This window comes from Porticoccaceae bacterium LTM1 (assembly GCA_030252795.1).
Classification (GTDB): domain Bacteria; phylum Pseudomonadota; class Gammaproteobacteria; order Pseudomonadales; family Porticoccaceae; genus SCSIO-12696.
Genome location: CP127080.1, coordinates 397,658 through 413,667, shown reverse-complemented (window position 1 = coordinate 413,667; position 16,010 = coordinate 397,658). Strand labels below are relative to the sequence as shown.

Sequence of the window (16,010 nt, the reverse complement as noted above, 5' to 3'; positions counted from 1 at the left end):
CTTAATCCTTGCAATCTGGCTCAAAGAAGAGCCATTGAATTTGGGGGAACGCCTGCCGAAAAGCCACTTCGCAGCGATTGATATCAGCCACCAACCCCTGCGCAGTACCTGCCGACGCCATCCTTGCTTTTACTGCCACCATTACATCATTACCCATTTGCAATGTCAGCAAGTTATAGACCTCATCTACCTCTGATCGATCACTCAGCCACTGGCGCATTTCAGCCTTAACTGCCGGGTCGACTCCTTCGCCAACCAGCAGGGCTTTCACCTCGCGGCCAATCAGAATCGCAATCAATACCAGCAGCACACCGATGGCGATACTGCCGCAGGCGTCGTACATGGGGTTGCCGGTTATCATACTGGCTACGACCGCAATCAGCGCCAATACCAACCCCACCAGTGCAGCCAGGTCCTCGCCAAAAATCACCATCAGATCACTCTGTCGAGTGGCCCGAAACCAGCCCCAGTAGCTGCGCTTGCCGCGCACTTTGTCCACCTCGCGCATACACCCCAGCAACGACAGCCCCTCCGCCACGACCGCAAACGACAGAATGCCGATCGCCACCCACGGATAACTCAGCGGTTCCGGTTCGTGCAGCTTGTGAACACCTTCATAGATGGAAAACAGCCCGCCGACGCTGAACAGCAGCAGCGCGACGATAAATGACCAGAAGTAGATCTCTTTGCCCGTACCCAGCGGGTAGTCCGGCGACGGTGGCCGCTTGGCCCGTTTGATACCAAGCAGCAACAGAGCCTGGTTGGTGCAGTCGGCCAGCGAGTGAACCGCCTCCGCCAACATTGCCCCGGAGCCGGTAAACCAGGCCCCAACCCCTTTCGCTACTGCAATCGCACTGTTGGCAAACAGCGCGTAAAAGATACTTTTAACGGAATCAGCACCTGCCATTTCACTTCCCTTTTGTCGCCGTCAGACCGGGTATTTTTTATTCGGCTGACAGTTGAATTTTTTGCTTCCGGCCACATCTTAAGGGGTTAGAAAACATTTGAGTATCCTTTGGAGGGAAGTATGTTACGTGTCGGCCTTTTTCTGCTGACTAACCTGGCGGTGATTATCGTCGCCAGTTTCACCCTGCGCCTGTTAGGTGTGGATCATTATCTGGACGCTAATGCACCCTACGGGCTGAACCTGAACAGCCTGCTGATCTTCTGTGCAGTGTTCGGTTTTGGCGGCTCGTTCATCTCACTGTTGATCTCCAAGTGGATGGCGAAAATGTCCACCCGCACCCAGATCATCGACCAGCCGAGAAGCGCTGACGAACGCTGGCTGGTAGACACCGTTGCCGATCTGGCGAAAAAAGCCGGCATCGGCATGCCGGAAGTGGGCATCTTCCCAGCTCAGCAATCCAATGCCTTTGCCACCGGCTGGAATAAAAACAGCGCACTGGTGGCAGTGAGCGCAGGCTTGCTGAACCGTTTCAACAAAGACGAAATTCGCGCCGTACTCGCTCACGAAATTGGCCACGTTGCCAACGGCGACATGATCACCCTGTCACTGATTCAGGGCGTGGTGAACACCTTTGTAATGTTCTTCGCCCGCATTATCGGAACCATGGTGGATCGCGTGGTATTTAAAAACGAAGAAGGCCACGGCATGGGTTACTGGATCGTCACCATCGTTGCCGAAATCGTGCTGGGCATTCTCGCCTCGATCATCGTATTTAAATTCTCCCGCTGGCGTGAATTTCGCGCCGACGCCGCCGGTGCCCACCTGGCTGGGCGCGGAGCGATGATCAGCGCCCTGCAACGCCTGCAGGAAGAGACCAACGCCCATGTACCCAACCAGATGCCGGACACCATGACTGCGTTTGGTATTTCCGGTGGCTTTAAAGAAACCATGAGCAAACTGTTCCTGAGCCACCCGCCGCTGGAAAAACGCATCGAAGCCCTGCGCAACAGCCCGGCTGGCATTCAGTAATCACACACCCCACATACTTCGGCGCCAAGCGCCGAAGTATGCTTTACACTGTCATGCTGAGGCGCGAAGCAACAAAGCATCTCCAAACCACACAGGTAACCCATCAGCCATGACATCCACTTCCGCCACCATACAACTCTGCCACCTGAACGATATCCCCGACGGCGGCAGCAAAGAGTTCTACCCCAACGGCGAACCGCTGTTTGCCGTACGCAGTGGCGACCAGATACACGTCTACCGCAACAGCTGCCCCCACACCGGCATGCCCCTCAACTGGCAACCTGACCAGTTTTTCGACCTCGACAGAAAATACATCCAGTGCGCCATTCATGCCGCCATCTTTCAACCGGATACCGGGCTTTGTGTTGCAGGGCCGTGCAGTGGTGAGTATCTGGATTCTGTGGAAAGCGAAGTGCGCAATGGGATGGTGTTTATTGACCAGCCGGAGCCACTTGATCAATAACACCTTTCACTTAGATAACTCAGGAATAACTCAGCTTCATGTGCGCCCATCTTTGCGGTGGTACTTGACCCAATGGCAGGCAGGTGCCGGTGGGTGAGAAATTTGCTCGCTTTGTTTTGGGTGTATGCGCGACTTCTCGGCAGCCGGAAAAAATAAGTTCTTTTAAGTCAACGCGTTAAAAGCAGGCTTCCAAAAATATCGAGACCTCGCTATCTTTGTTCGCAGGAAAACTCACATGCACAGGAAAGGATTCTTCGTAACTTCTGATAAACCCTTTCCCAGCAATAAGTTACCGACTAATGAGAAACAAGCTTATTAGGCAAATCGCGCATGCGCGATATACAAAAGTTAGGACAATGAAGGGAATTTTACTTGTTCTCTATATGGTAATTTTTCTATTACTATCTGGAGATAGAGATGCCAGATATTTAGAAGCTTCAATGGGTCATTTCGTACACGATGATGGCAATCTATCATTGATGCTTGAGTACCCATTTGGCTTTACGTTGAACCTAATTTCAGCGTGCTTATATATGCTATTGTGGGTTGGGACATTAACGCTGCCCTTCTGGGGGAAATCACTCCTTCTAATCAAGGTGGGGTTGATTGGATTTTTATTTGGAGTGGTTGTTCCACCAATATATAAATACTTTGTCTTGGGGTGGTGGGAAGTTTATCCATCCATAGGATTTGTAACTCTAACAGTAGTAATGGCACTTATCGGTATAATCGCTACTTACTATGTTGGCAGGAATGCCAGCCCTAACAAGTCGGTGTAGCACGCCTTAGGCTGGACTCAGCACTGCGTGCTTCGCCGCTAACCGAGGCGTTAAAAAGCAGGGGCTACGGTATGCACAAAAATTTATCTGAACCTTCTGAAGACGCCATTCCATGCCAAGCCACTTAATCGCGGCTACTCGCTTTCTTCACAATCGCTGGGATGGCGGCACCACCACAGAACTGCTTATTGGCCCCCAGGGGAGTACCCTTGCGGCGCGGGACTTCGATGTCAGGATCAGCTGTGCGCGGGTCGAACAATCCGGCGCTTTCAGCGATTTCAGCGGTTACCAGCGCTTGCTACTGATCTTAAACGGCGAGTTGACAATAACCCACAGAGGCGAAATCTTTTGCTTATCTGCGGCCCATGAAGGCTGGCATTTTGATGGCGGAGATAAGGTTCACGCCGAATTGCACTCACCTTATGTGGATGATTTCAATCTTTTCGTTCGTCCCGGTGTCATGAAAACCGCCCATGGCATGGCGCTCTTTAGCGGCCAGAACTGGCAGCAGGCAGCAGATCCCGACGCAAAAACCTATGGCGTGCTGCTAATTCAAGGAAGTGTGCGAATTGATGATACCCAGCTGGATGAGCATCATCCGCTGATGATCTCGTCATCGCCGCTGACTGTGGATGCCGAAACAGATGCCCGGCTCGTGGTATTCGCATTCGGGAGCGTCGTCACATAGGGCCGCCGGTGCGCTCTGCGTTGAGGCTGCAGAAAAAGGTAAGCAGCTTCGTTTAGCCGCAAAAAGACACGTCTCCACTGGACAGGCAAACATGAATCCAACAAAAGTTGATCGCAGCAAAACGACAAAGTTGACTGACCTCCCCAATATTGGCAAGGCCGGTGCTTCTGATTTGCAATTGCTTGGCATCACGAGTCCACAAGATCTTGTGGGACGTGACCCTTACCAAATGTACGAAGAACTCTGTAATACGACTGGGCGCAAACATGACCCTTGTGTAATTGATGTGCTCATATCAATTACTCGCTTTATGGATGGTGAGGATGCCAAGCCTTGGTGGGCATATACAGAGGAGCGCAAACACGCTCTTGACACCAAGTGATGTCAACATACCTATCAAGTCGAAAATTAAAGGGATCTGCCCTCTTTAATTGGAGAAAGCTTAAGATTAAAAATGCACACCTTCACCCCGGATTGCGCGCACGAATGAACCAAGTGCTTGATGGCGCCCAGACACCATCGTCACGAACAAATTCTCCCAGTGTTTCACGCAAGGCAGCAGTAACTTCCGGTAGTAGTTTTTCTCCCTGCTCTCCAGCAAGACGGATGATTTCTCCCGCAGGGCCCAGCGCCACAGCAAAGTCAACTGCCTCGTCTAGGGTTCTGCCTATACAAATATCACTGTCAAATCGTTCAAAATTGATCCGATCATAGCCTGCCGACTTCAACATGGCGCTCACCATATCCGGTCCTGCCATGGAAAATGGTCCCGGGCCACAATGAACAGCATCTGTATCTTTGTGATCCACAACAGGAACAATCTCGCGGACACAGAGTTCAGCTTTGTGCACCCAGGGGTTGTCCTCGCGCTGACGCCAGACAATCTGATGAAACTCCCCTCCGGGCCGTAGTGCCTGGCGAATATTGCGCATGGCAGCACCGGGCATCATAAAAAACATAGTTCCAAAACGGGCAAACGCATTATCGTAAGGGCCACCCAAATCATCGCGCTCAACATCGGCGACGAAAAATCGCGCGTTGTCGGTGCCCCCATCACGGGCGTCGTTTTTGGCTACATTTACAAAATTCTCTGCGCAGTCAACGCCCACAGCTTCACCTTCCGGCCCAACGATATTGGCTAGGCGCAGAGTGCTATCGCCAAAACCGCAGCCCACGTCAAGCACCCGCGTACCCGGCTGATGGATCTGGCGGGACAATAACTCATCACTGTGACTGGAGAGTCCCGCGACAAGGATGTGACGGAAGCGCATAAATTTATCAAAGAGTACCGTATTCCAAGCTTCGATGACGATATCGTTTTCGTTGGCAAACATCGGTTTGATTCCTTTAGCAGGGAGCTCTGATATCAATATTAGATCCTCCCCTCGCCAATTCAAATCCCGCTGTTTAGATTCCATCTGGAGGGTTGAGGTATGTGGGGTTGAATCAGGGCACTCAACACAGCAAGCCTAACTGGATTACTGCTCCACAAGGTGTGTACAAGGGTGTACCAAGCCAGGAATCACGAAGGCTTCAGAAACAAATAGAATAAACCCCCAGCTTGTGCTTGAAGGTTTTGAAATTAAAAAAACGAAGAAACTCAGAGGGGCAGATAGTTGACACCAACACTGAAAAGCCAGATCTCCGGGGTCAGATTTATTGACCGGTTATCGATAGGGAGATCAACTTTAAGACTAAGAATGAAGAAAATCCGTGATAAGTTTTATCGGCATAATCCCATTAAAGGATTAAAGATCGAACACTTCTTGATGAGACTAATTGCAAAGGACACCGAGACTATTTATTCCCGATACTGGACCAGCGAGCCACAAATGCAAAAACGCACTGTGGCACACTTGAAATAAATCCCAGAAAAAGATTATTTCTCCGCCAACGGCTCACCCTCAAATTGAACCCCTGCCCAGCCGCTGCGCATAAAGTTGCGAATATTCTGGTGGGAGCTGCCATCGGGATCTTTGAGTACATCATCGCGATAAAAGGCACCGAAGCAAGCCAGAGTCTGTTCTTCGCTCAGATTCTGGGCACGCGCAAATGCAAACAGCTTGCAGGAACCATTGTTTTGATCTGCCGCGTTGTGCAATTCGCCGTTTTGAAAGGCAGTTGGGGTAAAGAGGTACAGACTGTCAATTACCGCCATTGTGTCGCCAAATTCAATGAATTGGGGTGAACTGTTCAGCCTGTCGATAAAGGTTTGAAGGGCCATATATAACTCCAGAGATGGCAGCCGTTAAAAGAGCGCAAGGGTAGCAAACAATGTTGAAAATTTGGAGATCTTTGCCGTTATCAAGTCACTTTTAGTGTGACTTGGGTATACTGCTTGCACGAAGATGGCGAGAGGGTCATACGGTCATTTTCGTGAAACCAATAACAAATGACTCAACCCTAATAACTTCATTATCTATATAAATCCAATATTATGAACTCTACTCATAAGCTGCTAATTCTTACTTTCTGCCTGCTAGGATCTGCTTGCAGCAATGCTTTTGATTCTGGTCGTGCCTGGGAAGAATTGATTACCACCCTGAAATCGGACTATGCCTATCTGGACAGATTGAACAGTGAGTTTGACAGCCTTGACTCACAGTTCCGCACTAAAGCACTGGCAACAACATCGAAGCAAGAGTTCATTGACGTCTCCCAATCGTTCTTACGCAATTTTAGGGATCCTCACCTCAACCTTGGCCCCATGGATAAAGATGATTACATCGTCTACCCCACTGGCTCGGATATTTACGCCGAGGTGAACGGCAATACTGCATTAGTCGTTGATATAAAATCCGGTTCAGACGCTTTCAATAATGGGCTACGGACGGGGATGACCATTAAGGAAATTGATGGATTAAATATCCATGAAGCCATTGAAATCGTAACAGGCCTATCCATTGAAAAGCTCTCACTGGCACAAAAAAACTATGCATTGAATATTGCACTGGGTGGCAAACGCTATCAGCAGCGATCACTTATCACTGCAACTGATGAAGGCCAGAACCATTATTCACTGGCTGCCAGTTATGACAGCATCAACAAATTGAACGATGGGCCTGCCATTAGCTTCAAAGACATCAATGGCATTGGCTACATTCGTTTTAATAACTCCCTTGGCAATTTGGAGACGGTGACAGAGTTCGAAGAAGCCATTCAAGCCTTGAAGAAAAGTCGCGCGTTTATTCTGGACCTGAGAAACACCCCAAGTGGCGGTAATACCGGGGTTGCCGAGCCTATTCTTGGCTATTTCACCGATACAGAAAAAGTGTATCAGTGCTACCAGACTCAAACACCCGGCCATTCATACACAGAAGCTACCCTACAGAAAGCTATCGCAAAACCGCAGGCATTTTATATAGATAAGCCTTTTGTCGTACTGGCTGGCCGCTGGACCGGCAGCATGGGTGAAGGCATGACAATAGGACTAGACGCACTGGGTGCTAAAGCTGTTATTGGCTCTCCAATGGCTGATTTATTAGGGGGAATCAAGAAAGTGGAGCTTAAACAGAGTGGCGCTTGGCTGGAGCTTAGATTTGAGCGTTTGTATCACATTAATGGCAGCTTTCGAGAGGATTTCATACCAGACACTTTACTTGACGCTGCAGACACCAATACCCAGGGTAAAGATCCGGCCTTAATGACCGCAATTGAGATACTGAACAAGCATTGAGGTCATTCGTGGCAAAAAACCGACGTTAATCATAAACCCAAACAAAAAAGCCTTGTGCTCCCGATTCAAAAAACGAGAACACAAGGCTTTCCAAATAACCAATCTGTTACTGGCTTTCTAACCTATCAATCACCAATGAACCAGATCCATTTATCTCTTGGTTTTATGTGGCAATCTTCGCCAATGGAGCCCACGTATTTTTCGACATTTAGCTCTATCGCAAAGCAATGCAAGTTAACTCGTTACATTCCTAAGCGATTGCGCAATTTCCAACACAACCTTCGCAAAGTCTTCAACATCGGAAAAGCGTGTTCGCCAATTTGAGAATGCAGGTCTTAAAATAGTTCGAGATCCGATCTTTGACGTGCCGACCTGGAATCGGCCATCTGCAAGAACCGCTTCTCCCAAACGATTATTCAGTACGTTCAGCTGTTCTTCGCTCATCCCTCCTGGATTATAGCGAAACGCAACGATGTTTAGCTGAACGTCATTCATCAACTCCAGATGTTCTAGTCGCCTAACCTGTCCAGCAAAATGTTGTGCCAGATCGAGGCAATGCTCAACGATTTCACGATGACCATTACGACCGTAGGCTTTTATCGTTCCCCATACAGCAAAACTTCGCCCTCTCCTCGAACTTTCGGGACCGATGGCTCCTGGTGTCGGGCGTTCAATATTCTCACCCGGCAAATAATCCGCAGCGTAACGAAAAGCACGCGCAAGTAAATTGCAATCGCGCACGAACGCATAACCAGAATCGTAGGGTACATTTAACCACTTGTGGCCATCAACGGTGGCAGAATCCGCTTTTTCAACGCCCGCAACCAAATGTGCGGTTCGCGGTGATAGTCGCGCAAACAAGCCAAACGCCCCATCAACATGAACCCAGCAGTTGTGCTTGCGAGCCAGGCTTATCATTTTATCAACAGGGTCGAATTCCCCCGCTTTGACCTCTCCGGCGTTAACAATCACCACGGCGGGTTGACCATCAAGGTCATCAAGCGCATTTTCCATTGCAACAAGATCTACACGACCAAATTCATCGCGACAAAATTGCCGCACATTGGCACGGCCAATACCTTGCATCGCCATAACCTTTAACGTGCTAGCATGCACCAAACCTGATGTTAGTACTTGCATTTTTGGCATACCGGAGAGACCGGTTTCGGAAACGTCAACACCGAGTTGCTCCCCCCACCATTGACGCGCCGCTGCGAGGCAAGTGAAATTGGCCATTGAGGCGCCTGTAACCATAACACCACCCCAACCCCTGGGAAGCCCGAACATTTCCTTGAGCCAATTGAGGGCCACAAGCTCCATTTTTACGCCCACAGGTGAATTTACCCAAGTGTAGGTTACCGTTTCATAAGCAGTCGCCAAAAGATCTGCGGCAAGTGCGGCAGGTGTGCTCCCTCCGATGACAAAATGAAAACAACGTGGCCCTCCTGTGTTGCCGCTAGCAGCCGTATTCAATTCAAGTAGCCGCTCAATGGTCTTTTTAGCACCACAGCCCGATTCTGGCAGAGCTTCATCAAGATTCGCTAATGCAGACACCGCATCAGGCGGCAGTGCCATCCTATCGTCAGTACCACGAATAACCATTGCCAATGATTCTTGTAGCTGCCCAATAAGATCTTCCATTTCTTGACGAAGATCCTGACCTAAGGTTCGCTCTATCATAGGGTTTTAAACCTACCTCGATTAAGAAACAGCAAGGAGGATGGCACAAACACACATTACGCTATATGCCCATTAACGCGACACCACTTAAAAGGCTATCCTGCTAACTGTTAATATATCCAAGCGTATCGTAATTAATTCGTCCAGAACTGTTTCAGTCACTTCCTTTTGGTATCAATATCGTCCAACAACGCATACAACCTCCCCTCCACGGCTAGTCTTCACCACACTCAAACTATAGGCCTTAAACCGTGAGATACCCAATTATTACGATCGTATTTTTGATCACAGCCTGCGCATCCAACGCCTTCTCATCCACTTAGACGTCAGCAAAGAATTTGTAGGCTATGCCGCATTTAATTCCTATGTACTACCTGGCGGAACCAAGGTTAACTTTCGAAGACTTGAAATTGAGAACACAAATTATTTTGAACGGTCTTCCTAACCATTGACATGCCGAACAAGCATTGAAGACATTCGTGGCGAGAAACAGACGTCAGTTATAAACCCAAACAAAAAAGCCTTGTGCTCCCGATTCAAAAAACGAGAACACAAGGCTTTCCAAATAACCAATCTGTTACTGGCTTTCTAACCGCTCGATCACCTTCGCATAGCGCTCTTCAAAATCCATAAACTCGGTATCGTTGTGACGGCAGCAGCGGATGCGGCCGGTTTTGATGTTGTACACCCAACCGTGAACTTTGACTTTACCGGTCGCGAGCTTGGCGGCAACAACCGGGTGGGTTCGCATATGCTGAACCTGTTGCAGTACGTTTTCTTCAATGGCTTCGTTGAGGTATTCGGCATCCACCGGTTTTTCGAACGAAATACCGTGACGCTCGCGAACGATCTCCATTGCTGACCGACAGTGGCTCAACCACTCTTTAACGTGGGGCAATCCTTCTACCGAACTCAGATCGAGTGCACCTTTGATCGCGCCACAGTCGGTGTGACCGCAAACAATAATGTGCTTGACTCCCAACACCGCCACAGCGTATTCAATAGAAGCTGTCATGCCACCAGTCTCGTTACTGTGTGGAGGAATGATATTCCCAGCATTGCGGCAGATAAACAGGTCGCCGGGCGCTGTTCCGGTCAGCAGGTTTGGATCTATACGGGAATCAGAGCAGGTGATAAAAAGCACATCTGGATTCTGGCCAGTAGCGAGGGTGCCAAATAGATCTTTGTGCTCGGGGTATACATTCTTGCGAAAATTCAGCACACCTTCTACAATTTTTTCCACGTTAATTTTCTCTCTTATCAATCAGTTCACAGCGATACTCTTTTATTGCCCCCATTATATCAGCCAATCTCGATCAACACCTCGCCCGGTGTCACACGATCACCTTTGGCGATATGTACTGCCTCGACGGTCCCAGCAATGTTGGCGTGAATCTCGGTTTCCATTTTCATCGCCTCGGCAATCAAAACAGTCTGACCCGCCTCTACAGTGTCGCCCTCTTTCACCAGCACATCCACTACATTACCCGGCATGGTGGTGGTGACATGACCCGGCTCGCTGGCGCGCTGGCGACCGCTGCCACCTTCGGAAACGAATTCATTAAGAGGCTCGTAGATCACCTCTTCCGGCATACCATCCAGCGACAGGTACACCTTGCGCTTGCCAGCACCGTGGTCACCCACACCCGTAACTGCGATGTCGTACACCTCGCCGTGCACCACCACTTTGAACTCGGATGCACCTGGCTGCCCCAGCTTGCTGGCTTTGCCGGAATCCTGCGGCAACAGCTCTTCCGGTTTGAGGGTGCCATCGGCGCGCTGCTGCAAATACTCGCGGCCAAGATCCGGGAACATGGCAAAGATCAGCACGTCCTCTTCGGTCTTGGCGAGGTCACCGATGTCTGCACGCAGTTTGTCCATTTCCGGTTTCAGCTGATCTGCCGGACGACCGGTTTCGACCTGCTCGTTGCCGATGGCTTTCTTAAGCACTTCTTGGTCCACCTCGGCCGGAGCCGCACCGTAACCGCCCTGCAGGTAGCGCTTCACCTCGTTGGTGATGGTCTGGTAGCGCTTGCCGGACAACACGTTGTACACCGCCTGGGTGCCGACAATTTGCGAAGTGGGTGTAACCAGCGGCGGGTAACCGAGGTCTTTACGCACACGGGGAATTTCGGCGAATACCTCTTCAATACGATCGAGGGCGTTCTGTTCTTTAAGCTGGTTGGCGAGGTTGGACATCATGCCGCCCGGCACCTGATTGATCTGTACCGATACATCTTCGCGAGTAAATTCACTCTCGAACTGGTGATACTTCTTACGCACTTCGCGGAAGTACTCGGAGATTTCGTGAAGCAAGGTCAGGTCCAGGCCAGTGTCATAAGGCGTGCCTTTTAATGCCGCTACCTGAGCTTCAGTGGCCGGGTGACTGGTGCCACTCGCCCATGAAGAGATGGCGGTATCAATTCGATCAGCACCGGCTTCGATCGCCTTGAGCTGGCACATTTCCGCCAATCCGGCGGTGGAGTGACTGTGTACCACCACCGGCACTTTCAGTTCCTCCTTCAGCGCCTTGACCAGATCGTAGGTAGCATAAGGCGTCAACAAACCGGCCATATCTTTAATGGCAATGGAGTCAGCACCCATGTCGCACATGGTGTGAGCCATCTTTACGAACAGCTCCGGCGTGTGTACCGGGCTTGTGGTGTAAGAAATGGTGCCCTGGGCGTGCTTGCCGGCTTTCTTCACCGCCTTCATGGCCACTTCAAGGTTGCGCACATCGTTGAGTGCGTCGAAAACCCGGAATACATCCATGCCATTGTCAGCACTTTTTTGTACGAAGGCTTCCACCACATCATCGGCGTAGTGGCGATAACCCAACAGGTTCTGACCGCGCAGCAGCATTTGCAGGCGGGTATTTGGCAGCGCTTCGCGGAGCTTACGCAGACGCTCCCAAGGGTCTTCTTTCAAAAAACGGACGCAGGCATCAAAGGTGGCGCCGCCCCACACTTCCAGTGACCAATAGCCGACCTGGTCGAGCTTTTCACAAATCGGCAGCATGTCTTCGGTGCGCATACGGGTGGCGATCAGCGACTGGTGGGCATCCCGCAGAATCACATCGGTGACTTCAATTTTTTTGGTGTTACTCATCATTTTTTCCTCTTGAACCGCTGCCGGTTATTCTGCCGAATAGGCTGCCAATGCCGCGGCCAGGGCCAAGGCAATTTCGCTGGGGTGACGTTTTTCGGAGTACTGCATCAACTCCGGGTGTTCAGGCACAAAACTGGTATCGAATTTGCCACTTTGGAAATCCGGGTTTTTGAGAATCTGCTGATAGTAGGCGGCAGTGGTTTTGATACCGTGCAGGCGCATGTCATCCAACGCACGCTGGCCGCGTGCCACTGCCTCATCCCAGGTCAGCGCCCACACCACCAGTTTCAGGCACATTGAGTCGTAATAGGGCGGAATTTCGTAACCGGTGTAGATGGCGGTATCCACCCGCACTCCTGGGCCACCCGGCGCGTAGTAGTGAGAGATACGGCCAAAGCTGGGCAAAAAATCGTTTTTGGGGTCTTCGGCGTTAATGCGAAATTGCAGGGCAAAACCACGGAAGGTAATGTCTTCCTGGCGATAGCTCAATTTCAAACCCGCCGCGATTCGCAGCTGCTCGCGCACAATATCAACGCCGGTAATCTGTTCGGTAATGGTGTGCTCTACCTGCACGCGGGTGTTCATTTCCATGAAATAAACTTCGTTGCCCGCCAGCAGGAATTCCACGGTTCCGGCATTCACATAGCCTACGGACTCTGCAGCCTTCACCGCCAGGCCGCCGATGTATTGGCGCTGCTCTGGGGTAATCTGCGGGCTGGGGGCAATCTCGATCAGCTTCTGGTTGCGGCGTTGAATGGAACAATCTCGTTCAAACAGATGCACCACATTTCCGTGACTGTCGGCCAAAACCTGCACCTCGATATGGCGCGGATTGACGATGCACTTCTCCAGAAACACCTCGGCAGAGCCAAATGCCTTGGTAGCTTCTGAAATTACACGTGGATACTGGGTTTTTAATTCCTGGGCAGAGTCGCAACGGCGAATCCCTCGACCACCTCCACCAGAGGTGGCCTTGATCATTACCGGATAGCCGATCTCCTCAGCCAATTCCAACGCTTGCTCAACGCTTTCCAGATTGCCTTCAGAACCGGGAGTAATCGGTACACCGGCGGCGCGCATGGAGTCGCGGGCCTGGGTTTTGTCGCCCATTCTGTGAATCACTTCGGCAGATGGTCCGATAAAGGTTATTCCCGCCTGCTCACAGAGTCTCGCCAGCTCGGCATTCTCGGAAAGAAAACCGTAACCCGGGTGAATAGCATCACAACCGGTCTCCAGGGCCATATTGACGATGCGCAGCGGATCCAGATATCCGTTTAAAGGATCCTCCCCCAATGAGTAGGATTCGTCGGCTCGCTTTACGTGAAGTGCATAGCGATCCGGCTCGGTGTAGATCGCCACCGAGCGAATCCCCATTTCGGCGCAGGCTCGCACAATGCGAACAGCAATTTCGCCACGGTTGGCTATCAGAACTTTTTTCAGCATTGGGCTCTCCTGGAGCATTTAAGGAACGCAAGGGTGTTGATGCTGGAACAGTAATCCTAGAAGGCATTAGCAATAAGTAGAAATTGATATTTTTTCGTTTATCCATAAGATATACCTTATATATTGACTTCCAAGGTTCAAAAACTGTGCCCCTGACCACCCAAAAACTCGCCAATCGCCTGACTTTCAGGCAGCTTCAGGTGTTCAAGTCCGTATACCAGTGCCAGAGTTACAGCAAGGCTGGTGACCAGCTGGGACTGACCCAACCAGCGGTTAGTAGCCAGATTCGCCAACTGGAACAGTCGCTGGATCAGGTTCTTTTTGAGTACGTGGGCAGAAGGCTGTTTTGCACAGCAGCCGCTGAGCGACTGGCAAAGAGTATCGACAACATCTACAGCGAGCTGTCTGAACTGCACAGTGACCTTGCCGCATTGAAGGGACAGGTGGCCGGCGAATTGAGATTGGTGGCGGTAAATACCGCCCAGTATGTGGTGCCCTATCTACTGAAGGCCTTTCTCGAACAGTACCCACAGATTCGGGTAAGCATCAAAGTAGTTAACCGCGCAACTGCATTGCAGCGATTACACGACAACAGTGATGACCTGGTGATTATGGGTATTGTTCCCAGCGATAAACCGCTCACCTCGCTGCCCTTTCTCGACAACGAGTTGGTTGCGGTTGCACCGCCAGAACACCCAATTCTTCAGCAGAAAAAAATCAGCGCGCAGCAGTTTTTGGACAGCGGCTTGCTGTTGAGGGAATCAGGTTCCGGAAGTCGTCTGGCGCTGGAGTTACACTGCCAGCAACAACGCCTGAGAATTCAACCCAGCATGGAACTTGGCTCCAACGATGCCGTAAAACACGCCGCCATAGCTGGCCTTGGCGTTGCGGTACTACCCAAATTGAGCATTCTTCCCGAGCTGGCACTGGGAAAATTAAAAATCGTCGAGATAGATGGCTTTCCGCTACGGCGAAGCTGGTGTGTGGTTTATCCACAAGCCAAACACCTCACTTCGGCGATGAAAGCATTTTTGGGTTATGTTCAGGAGAATATCAAGACGTTTGAGAGTATATTCTTGCAAAGAAGCAACGAATAGACCCAAATACAGCACCAGAAGTCATTCAACTTTCACATATAAAATTAAGTGGCTATTATTTCCGATCTGGAACTACTACTACCCATGGAAAGGTCTCCCCTTTTATTACATCAATCCATTAACCGGTAGCTTCATGGCGTTCTAACGACTCAAATTTTGCTCCACCAGGATAAAAGACTTTAAAAGGACCATAAATGAAACCCTATAAGAATATCTCCACTCACCACCTTGGATTATTACTTTTTGCTGCAAGAGCCTTTGCGATTTCCGGCATACTGGCCCTGTTTATCGGACTGGCTTTCGCTGTTAGCAGCCTCTTCAGCAGCTTTGCTTCCGTCTGGGGATCCACTTATTCCGTTCTAATCTCAATATGTATCTCACTGGGATTTTTATTTATCTCAGGCATCGCCGCTGCAATTGTGGCTTTTGAAGAGAGCTACAGGATTCGCACAGAGAACATGACCCAAAAAGACAACACTTCCAAGTAAATACAAGGCAATTCTCTGTAGTTGATTTTTAACTGGCAGGCTCTAACCATTACCATTTGAAAGAATTTGTTAGGCCTGCCATTAAAAAATATAATCTTGGTTACAAACTTTGGTGCGCAATATGAATATTCGACAAGGCAACATAAGAGACGCCGCTCGCATAGCTGAGTTAATTACTGCTTTGGCTAAAAAACATATCGCCCCCGAATTCAGTGTAGAAGGAAAGAAACACCTCCTTGAGTCATTTACAGAAAGCGCAGTTAAAAAGCGTTTTTCCGATAGCTATCGATATCTTGTTGCGGAAGAGTCTGGTGAGTTGGCAGGCATAATTGCCATGCGAGATAACAGCCATATTCACCACCTGTTTGTGGCTGACAAATATCAGGGACAGGGTTTATCACGCAAGCTTTGGGAGCTGGCAAAACAGGAATGTCAGGATAATGGAAACCCGGGCAAGTTTACCGTTAATGCTTCTAATAATGCAGTTGTGGTTTATGAAGCATTTGGCTTTAAGCGTTCTGCACCTCTGCAAGATACAAACGGGGTACTTTGCAATCCGATGACATTAGAGCTTAAGAAATAGCAAAGTAAATAATTTCCTGCCGTACCACACAAATTTAAAGACATAAACAGAATATGGCTTGATGTTACC

Annotated in this window: 16 protein-coding genes; 9 read left to right on the top strand and 7 right to left on the bottom strand. The window is 49.9% G+C overall.

Annotation, left to right across the window (positions count from 1 at the left end; all coding sequences use genetic code 11):
• Window position 1: 1 nt before the first annotated feature.
• Window positions 2–907, bottom strand: coding sequence for a cation diffusion facilitator family transporter (locus QP938_01945; protein WIO74687.1), 906 nt, complete (start codon window positions 905–907; stop codon window positions 2–4).
• A gap of 120 nt (window positions 908–1,027) precedes the next feature.
• Between QP938_01945 and htpX the strand changes: the two genes are divergently transcribed.
• The 5 genes from htpX (at window position 1,028) to QP938_01920 (ending at window position 4,248) form a co-directional block, all read left to right on the top strand.
• Window positions 1,028–1,936: a protease HtpX gene (gene htpX, locus QP938_01940; protein WIO74686.1), complete on the top strand. Its 909-nt coding sequence runs from the start codon at window positions 1,028–1,030 to the stop codon at window positions 1,934–1,936.
• Between the two features lie 109 nt (window positions 1,937–2,045).
• On the top strand, window positions 2,046–2,399 hold the full coding sequence (locus QP938_01935; GenBank protein ID WIO74685.1) for a Rieske (2Fe-2S) protein: 354 nt from the start codon (window positions 2,046–2,048) through the stop codon (window positions 2,397–2,399).
• A gap of 356 nt (window positions 2,400–2,755) precedes the next feature.
• A complete protein-coding gene (locus QP938_01930; protein WIO74684.1) occupies window positions 2,756–3,178 on the top strand; it encodes a hypothetical protein in 423 nt (140 codons plus the stop codon).
• A gap of 112 nt (window positions 3,179–3,290) precedes the next feature.
• Window positions 3,291–3,866 (top strand): HutD family protein, encoded by a 576-nt coding sequence (locus tag QP938_01925; protein WIO74683.1) that lies wholly within the window; start codon window positions 3,291–3,293, stop codon window positions 3,864–3,866.
• A 91-nt stretch (window positions 3,867–3,957) separates the two neighbouring features.
• Window positions 3,958–4,248 carry a helix-hairpin-helix domain-containing protein gene (locus QP938_01920; protein WIO74682.1) on the top strand — a complete coding sequence of 97 codons (291 nt, stop codon included), beginning with the start codon at window positions 3,958–3,960 and terminating at the stop codon, window positions 4,246–4,248.
• Window positions 4,249–4,330: 82 nt separating this feature from the next.
• Here the strand turns inward: QP938_01920 and QP938_01915 are convergent, their stop codons facing one another.
• Together QP938_01915 and QP938_01910 are read right to left on the bottom strand one after the other, a co-directional pair.
• Window positions 4,331–5,200: a class I SAM-dependent methyltransferase gene (locus tag QP938_01915; protein WIO74681.1), complete on the bottom strand. Its 870-nt coding sequence runs from the start codon at window positions 5,198–5,200 to the stop codon at window positions 4,331–4,333.
• A 545-nt stretch (window positions 5,201–5,745) separates the two neighbouring features.
• Complete coding sequence (locus QP938_01910; protein ID WIO74680.1) at window positions 5,746–6,090, bottom strand: HopJ type III effector protein; 345 nt, start codon at window positions 6,088–6,090, stop codon at window positions 5,746–5,748.
• A gap of 213 nt (window positions 6,091–6,303) precedes the next feature.
• Here QP938_01910 and QP938_01905 point away from each other — a divergent pair, with 213 nt between their 5' ends.
• A complete protein-coding gene (locus tag QP938_01905; protein WIO74679.1) occupies window positions 6,304–7,542 on the top strand; it encodes a S41 family peptidase in 1,239 nt (412 codons plus the stop codon).
• Between the two features lie 234 nt (window positions 7,543–7,776).
• Here the strand turns inward: QP938_01905 and QP938_01900 are convergent, their stop codons facing one another.
• The 4 genes from QP938_01900 to QP938_01885 form a co-directional block, all read right to left on the bottom strand.
• Complete coding sequence (locus tag QP938_01900; protein WIO74678.1) at window positions 7,777–9,183, bottom strand: aminotransferase class V-fold PLP-dependent enzyme; 1,407 nt, start codon at window positions 9,181–9,183, stop codon at window positions 7,777–7,779.
• Window positions 9,184–9,799: 616 nt separating this feature from the next.
• Window positions 9,800–10,465: a carbonic anhydrase gene (locus tag QP938_01895; protein ID WIO74677.1), complete on the bottom strand. Its 666-nt coding sequence runs from the start codon at window positions 10,463–10,465 to the stop codon at window positions 9,800–9,802.
• A gap of 59 nt (window positions 10,466–10,524) precedes the next feature.
• The gene (oadA, locus tag QP938_01890) at window positions 10,525–12,330 is read right to left on the bottom strand and encodes a sodium-extruding oxaloacetate decarboxylase subunit alpha (GenBank protein WIO74676.1); all 1,806 of its coding nucleotides are present in this window, start codon (window positions 12,328–12,330) and stop codon (window positions 10,525–10,527) included.
• Between the two features lie 27 nt (window positions 12,331–12,357).
• Entirely contained in the window at window positions 12,358–13,773 is a 1,416-nt protein-coding gene (locus tag QP938_01885; GenBank protein ID WIO74675.1) for an acetyl-CoA carboxylase biotin carboxylase subunit, read from the bottom strand.
• 146 nt (window positions 13,774–13,919) lie between these two features.
• Here QP938_01885 and QP938_01880 point away from each other — a divergent pair, with 146 nt between their 5' ends.
• From QP938_01880 to QP938_01870, 3 genes are all read left to right on the top strand, one after another.
• Window positions 13,920–14,870: a LysR family transcriptional regulator gene (locus QP938_01880; protein ID WIO74674.1), complete on the top strand. Its 951-nt coding sequence runs from the start codon at window positions 13,920–13,922 to the stop codon at window positions 14,868–14,870.
• 194 nt (window positions 14,871–15,064) lie between these two features.
• A complete protein-coding gene (locus QP938_01875; GenBank protein ID WIO74673.1) occupies window positions 15,065–15,358 on the top strand; it encodes a hypothetical protein in 294 nt (97 codons plus the stop codon).
• A 121-nt stretch (window positions 15,359–15,479) separates the two neighbouring features.
• The gene (locus QP938_01870) at window positions 15,480–15,941 is read left to right on the top strand and encodes a GNAT family N-acetyltransferase (GenBank protein WIO74672.1); all 462 of its coding nucleotides are present in this window, start codon (window positions 15,480–15,482) and stop codon (window positions 15,939–15,941) included.
• Window positions 15,942–16,010: the final 69 nt, after the last annotated feature.

Bases quoted from the DNA above. Each gene is read 5' to 3' on its own strand.
- QP938_01945 (WIO74687.1), bottom strand. From the start codon at position 907: ATGGCAGGTGCTGATTCCGTTAAAAGTATCTTTTACGCGCTGTTTGCC.
- htpX (WIO74686.1), top strand. From the start codon at position 1,028: ATGTTACGTGTCGGCCTTTTTCTGCTGACTAACCTGGCGGTGATTATC.
- QP938_01935 (WIO74685.1), top strand. From the start codon at position 2,046: ATGACATCCACTTCCGCCACCATACAACTCTGCCACCTGAACGATATC.
- QP938_01930 (WIO74684.1), top strand. From the start codon at position 2,756: ATGAAGGGAATTTTACTTGTTCTCTATATGGTAATTTTTCTATTACTA.
- QP938_01925 (WIO74683.1), top strand. From the start codon at position 3,291: ATGCCAAGCCACTTAATCGCGGCTACTCGCTTTCTTCACAATCGCTGG.
- QP938_01920 (WIO74682.1), top strand. From the start codon at position 3,958: ATGAATCCAACAAAAGTTGATCGCAGCAAAACGACAAAGTTGACTGAC.
- QP938_01915 (WIO74681.1), bottom strand. From the start codon at position 5,200: ATGTTTGCCAACGAAAACGATATCGTCATCGAAGCTTGGAATACGGTA.
- QP938_01910 (WIO74680.1), bottom strand. From the start codon at position 6,090: ATGGCCCTTCAAACCTTTATCGACAGGCTGAACAGTTCACCCCAATTC.
- QP938_01905 (WIO74679.1), top strand. From the start codon at position 6,304: ATGAACTCTACTCATAAGCTGCTAATTCTTACTTTCTGCCTGCTAGGA.
- QP938_01900 (WIO74678.1), bottom strand. From the start codon at position 9,183: ATGGAAGATCTTATTGGGCAGCTACAAGAATCATTGGCAATGGTTATT.
- oadA (WIO74676.1), bottom strand. From the start codon at position 12,330: ATGAGTAACACCAAAAAAATTGAAGTCACCGATGTGATTCTGCGGGAT.
- QP938_01885 (WIO74675.1), bottom strand. From the start codon at position 13,773: ATGCTGAAAAAAGTTCTGATAGCCAACCGTGGCGAAATTGCTGTTCGC.
- QP938_01875 (WIO74673.1), top strand. From the start codon at position 15,065: ATGAAACCCTATAAGAATATCTCCACTCACCACCTTGGATTATTACTT.
- QP938_01870 (WIO74672.1), top strand. From the start codon at position 15,480: ATGAATATTCGACAAGGCAACATAAGAGACGCCGCTCGCATAGCTGAG.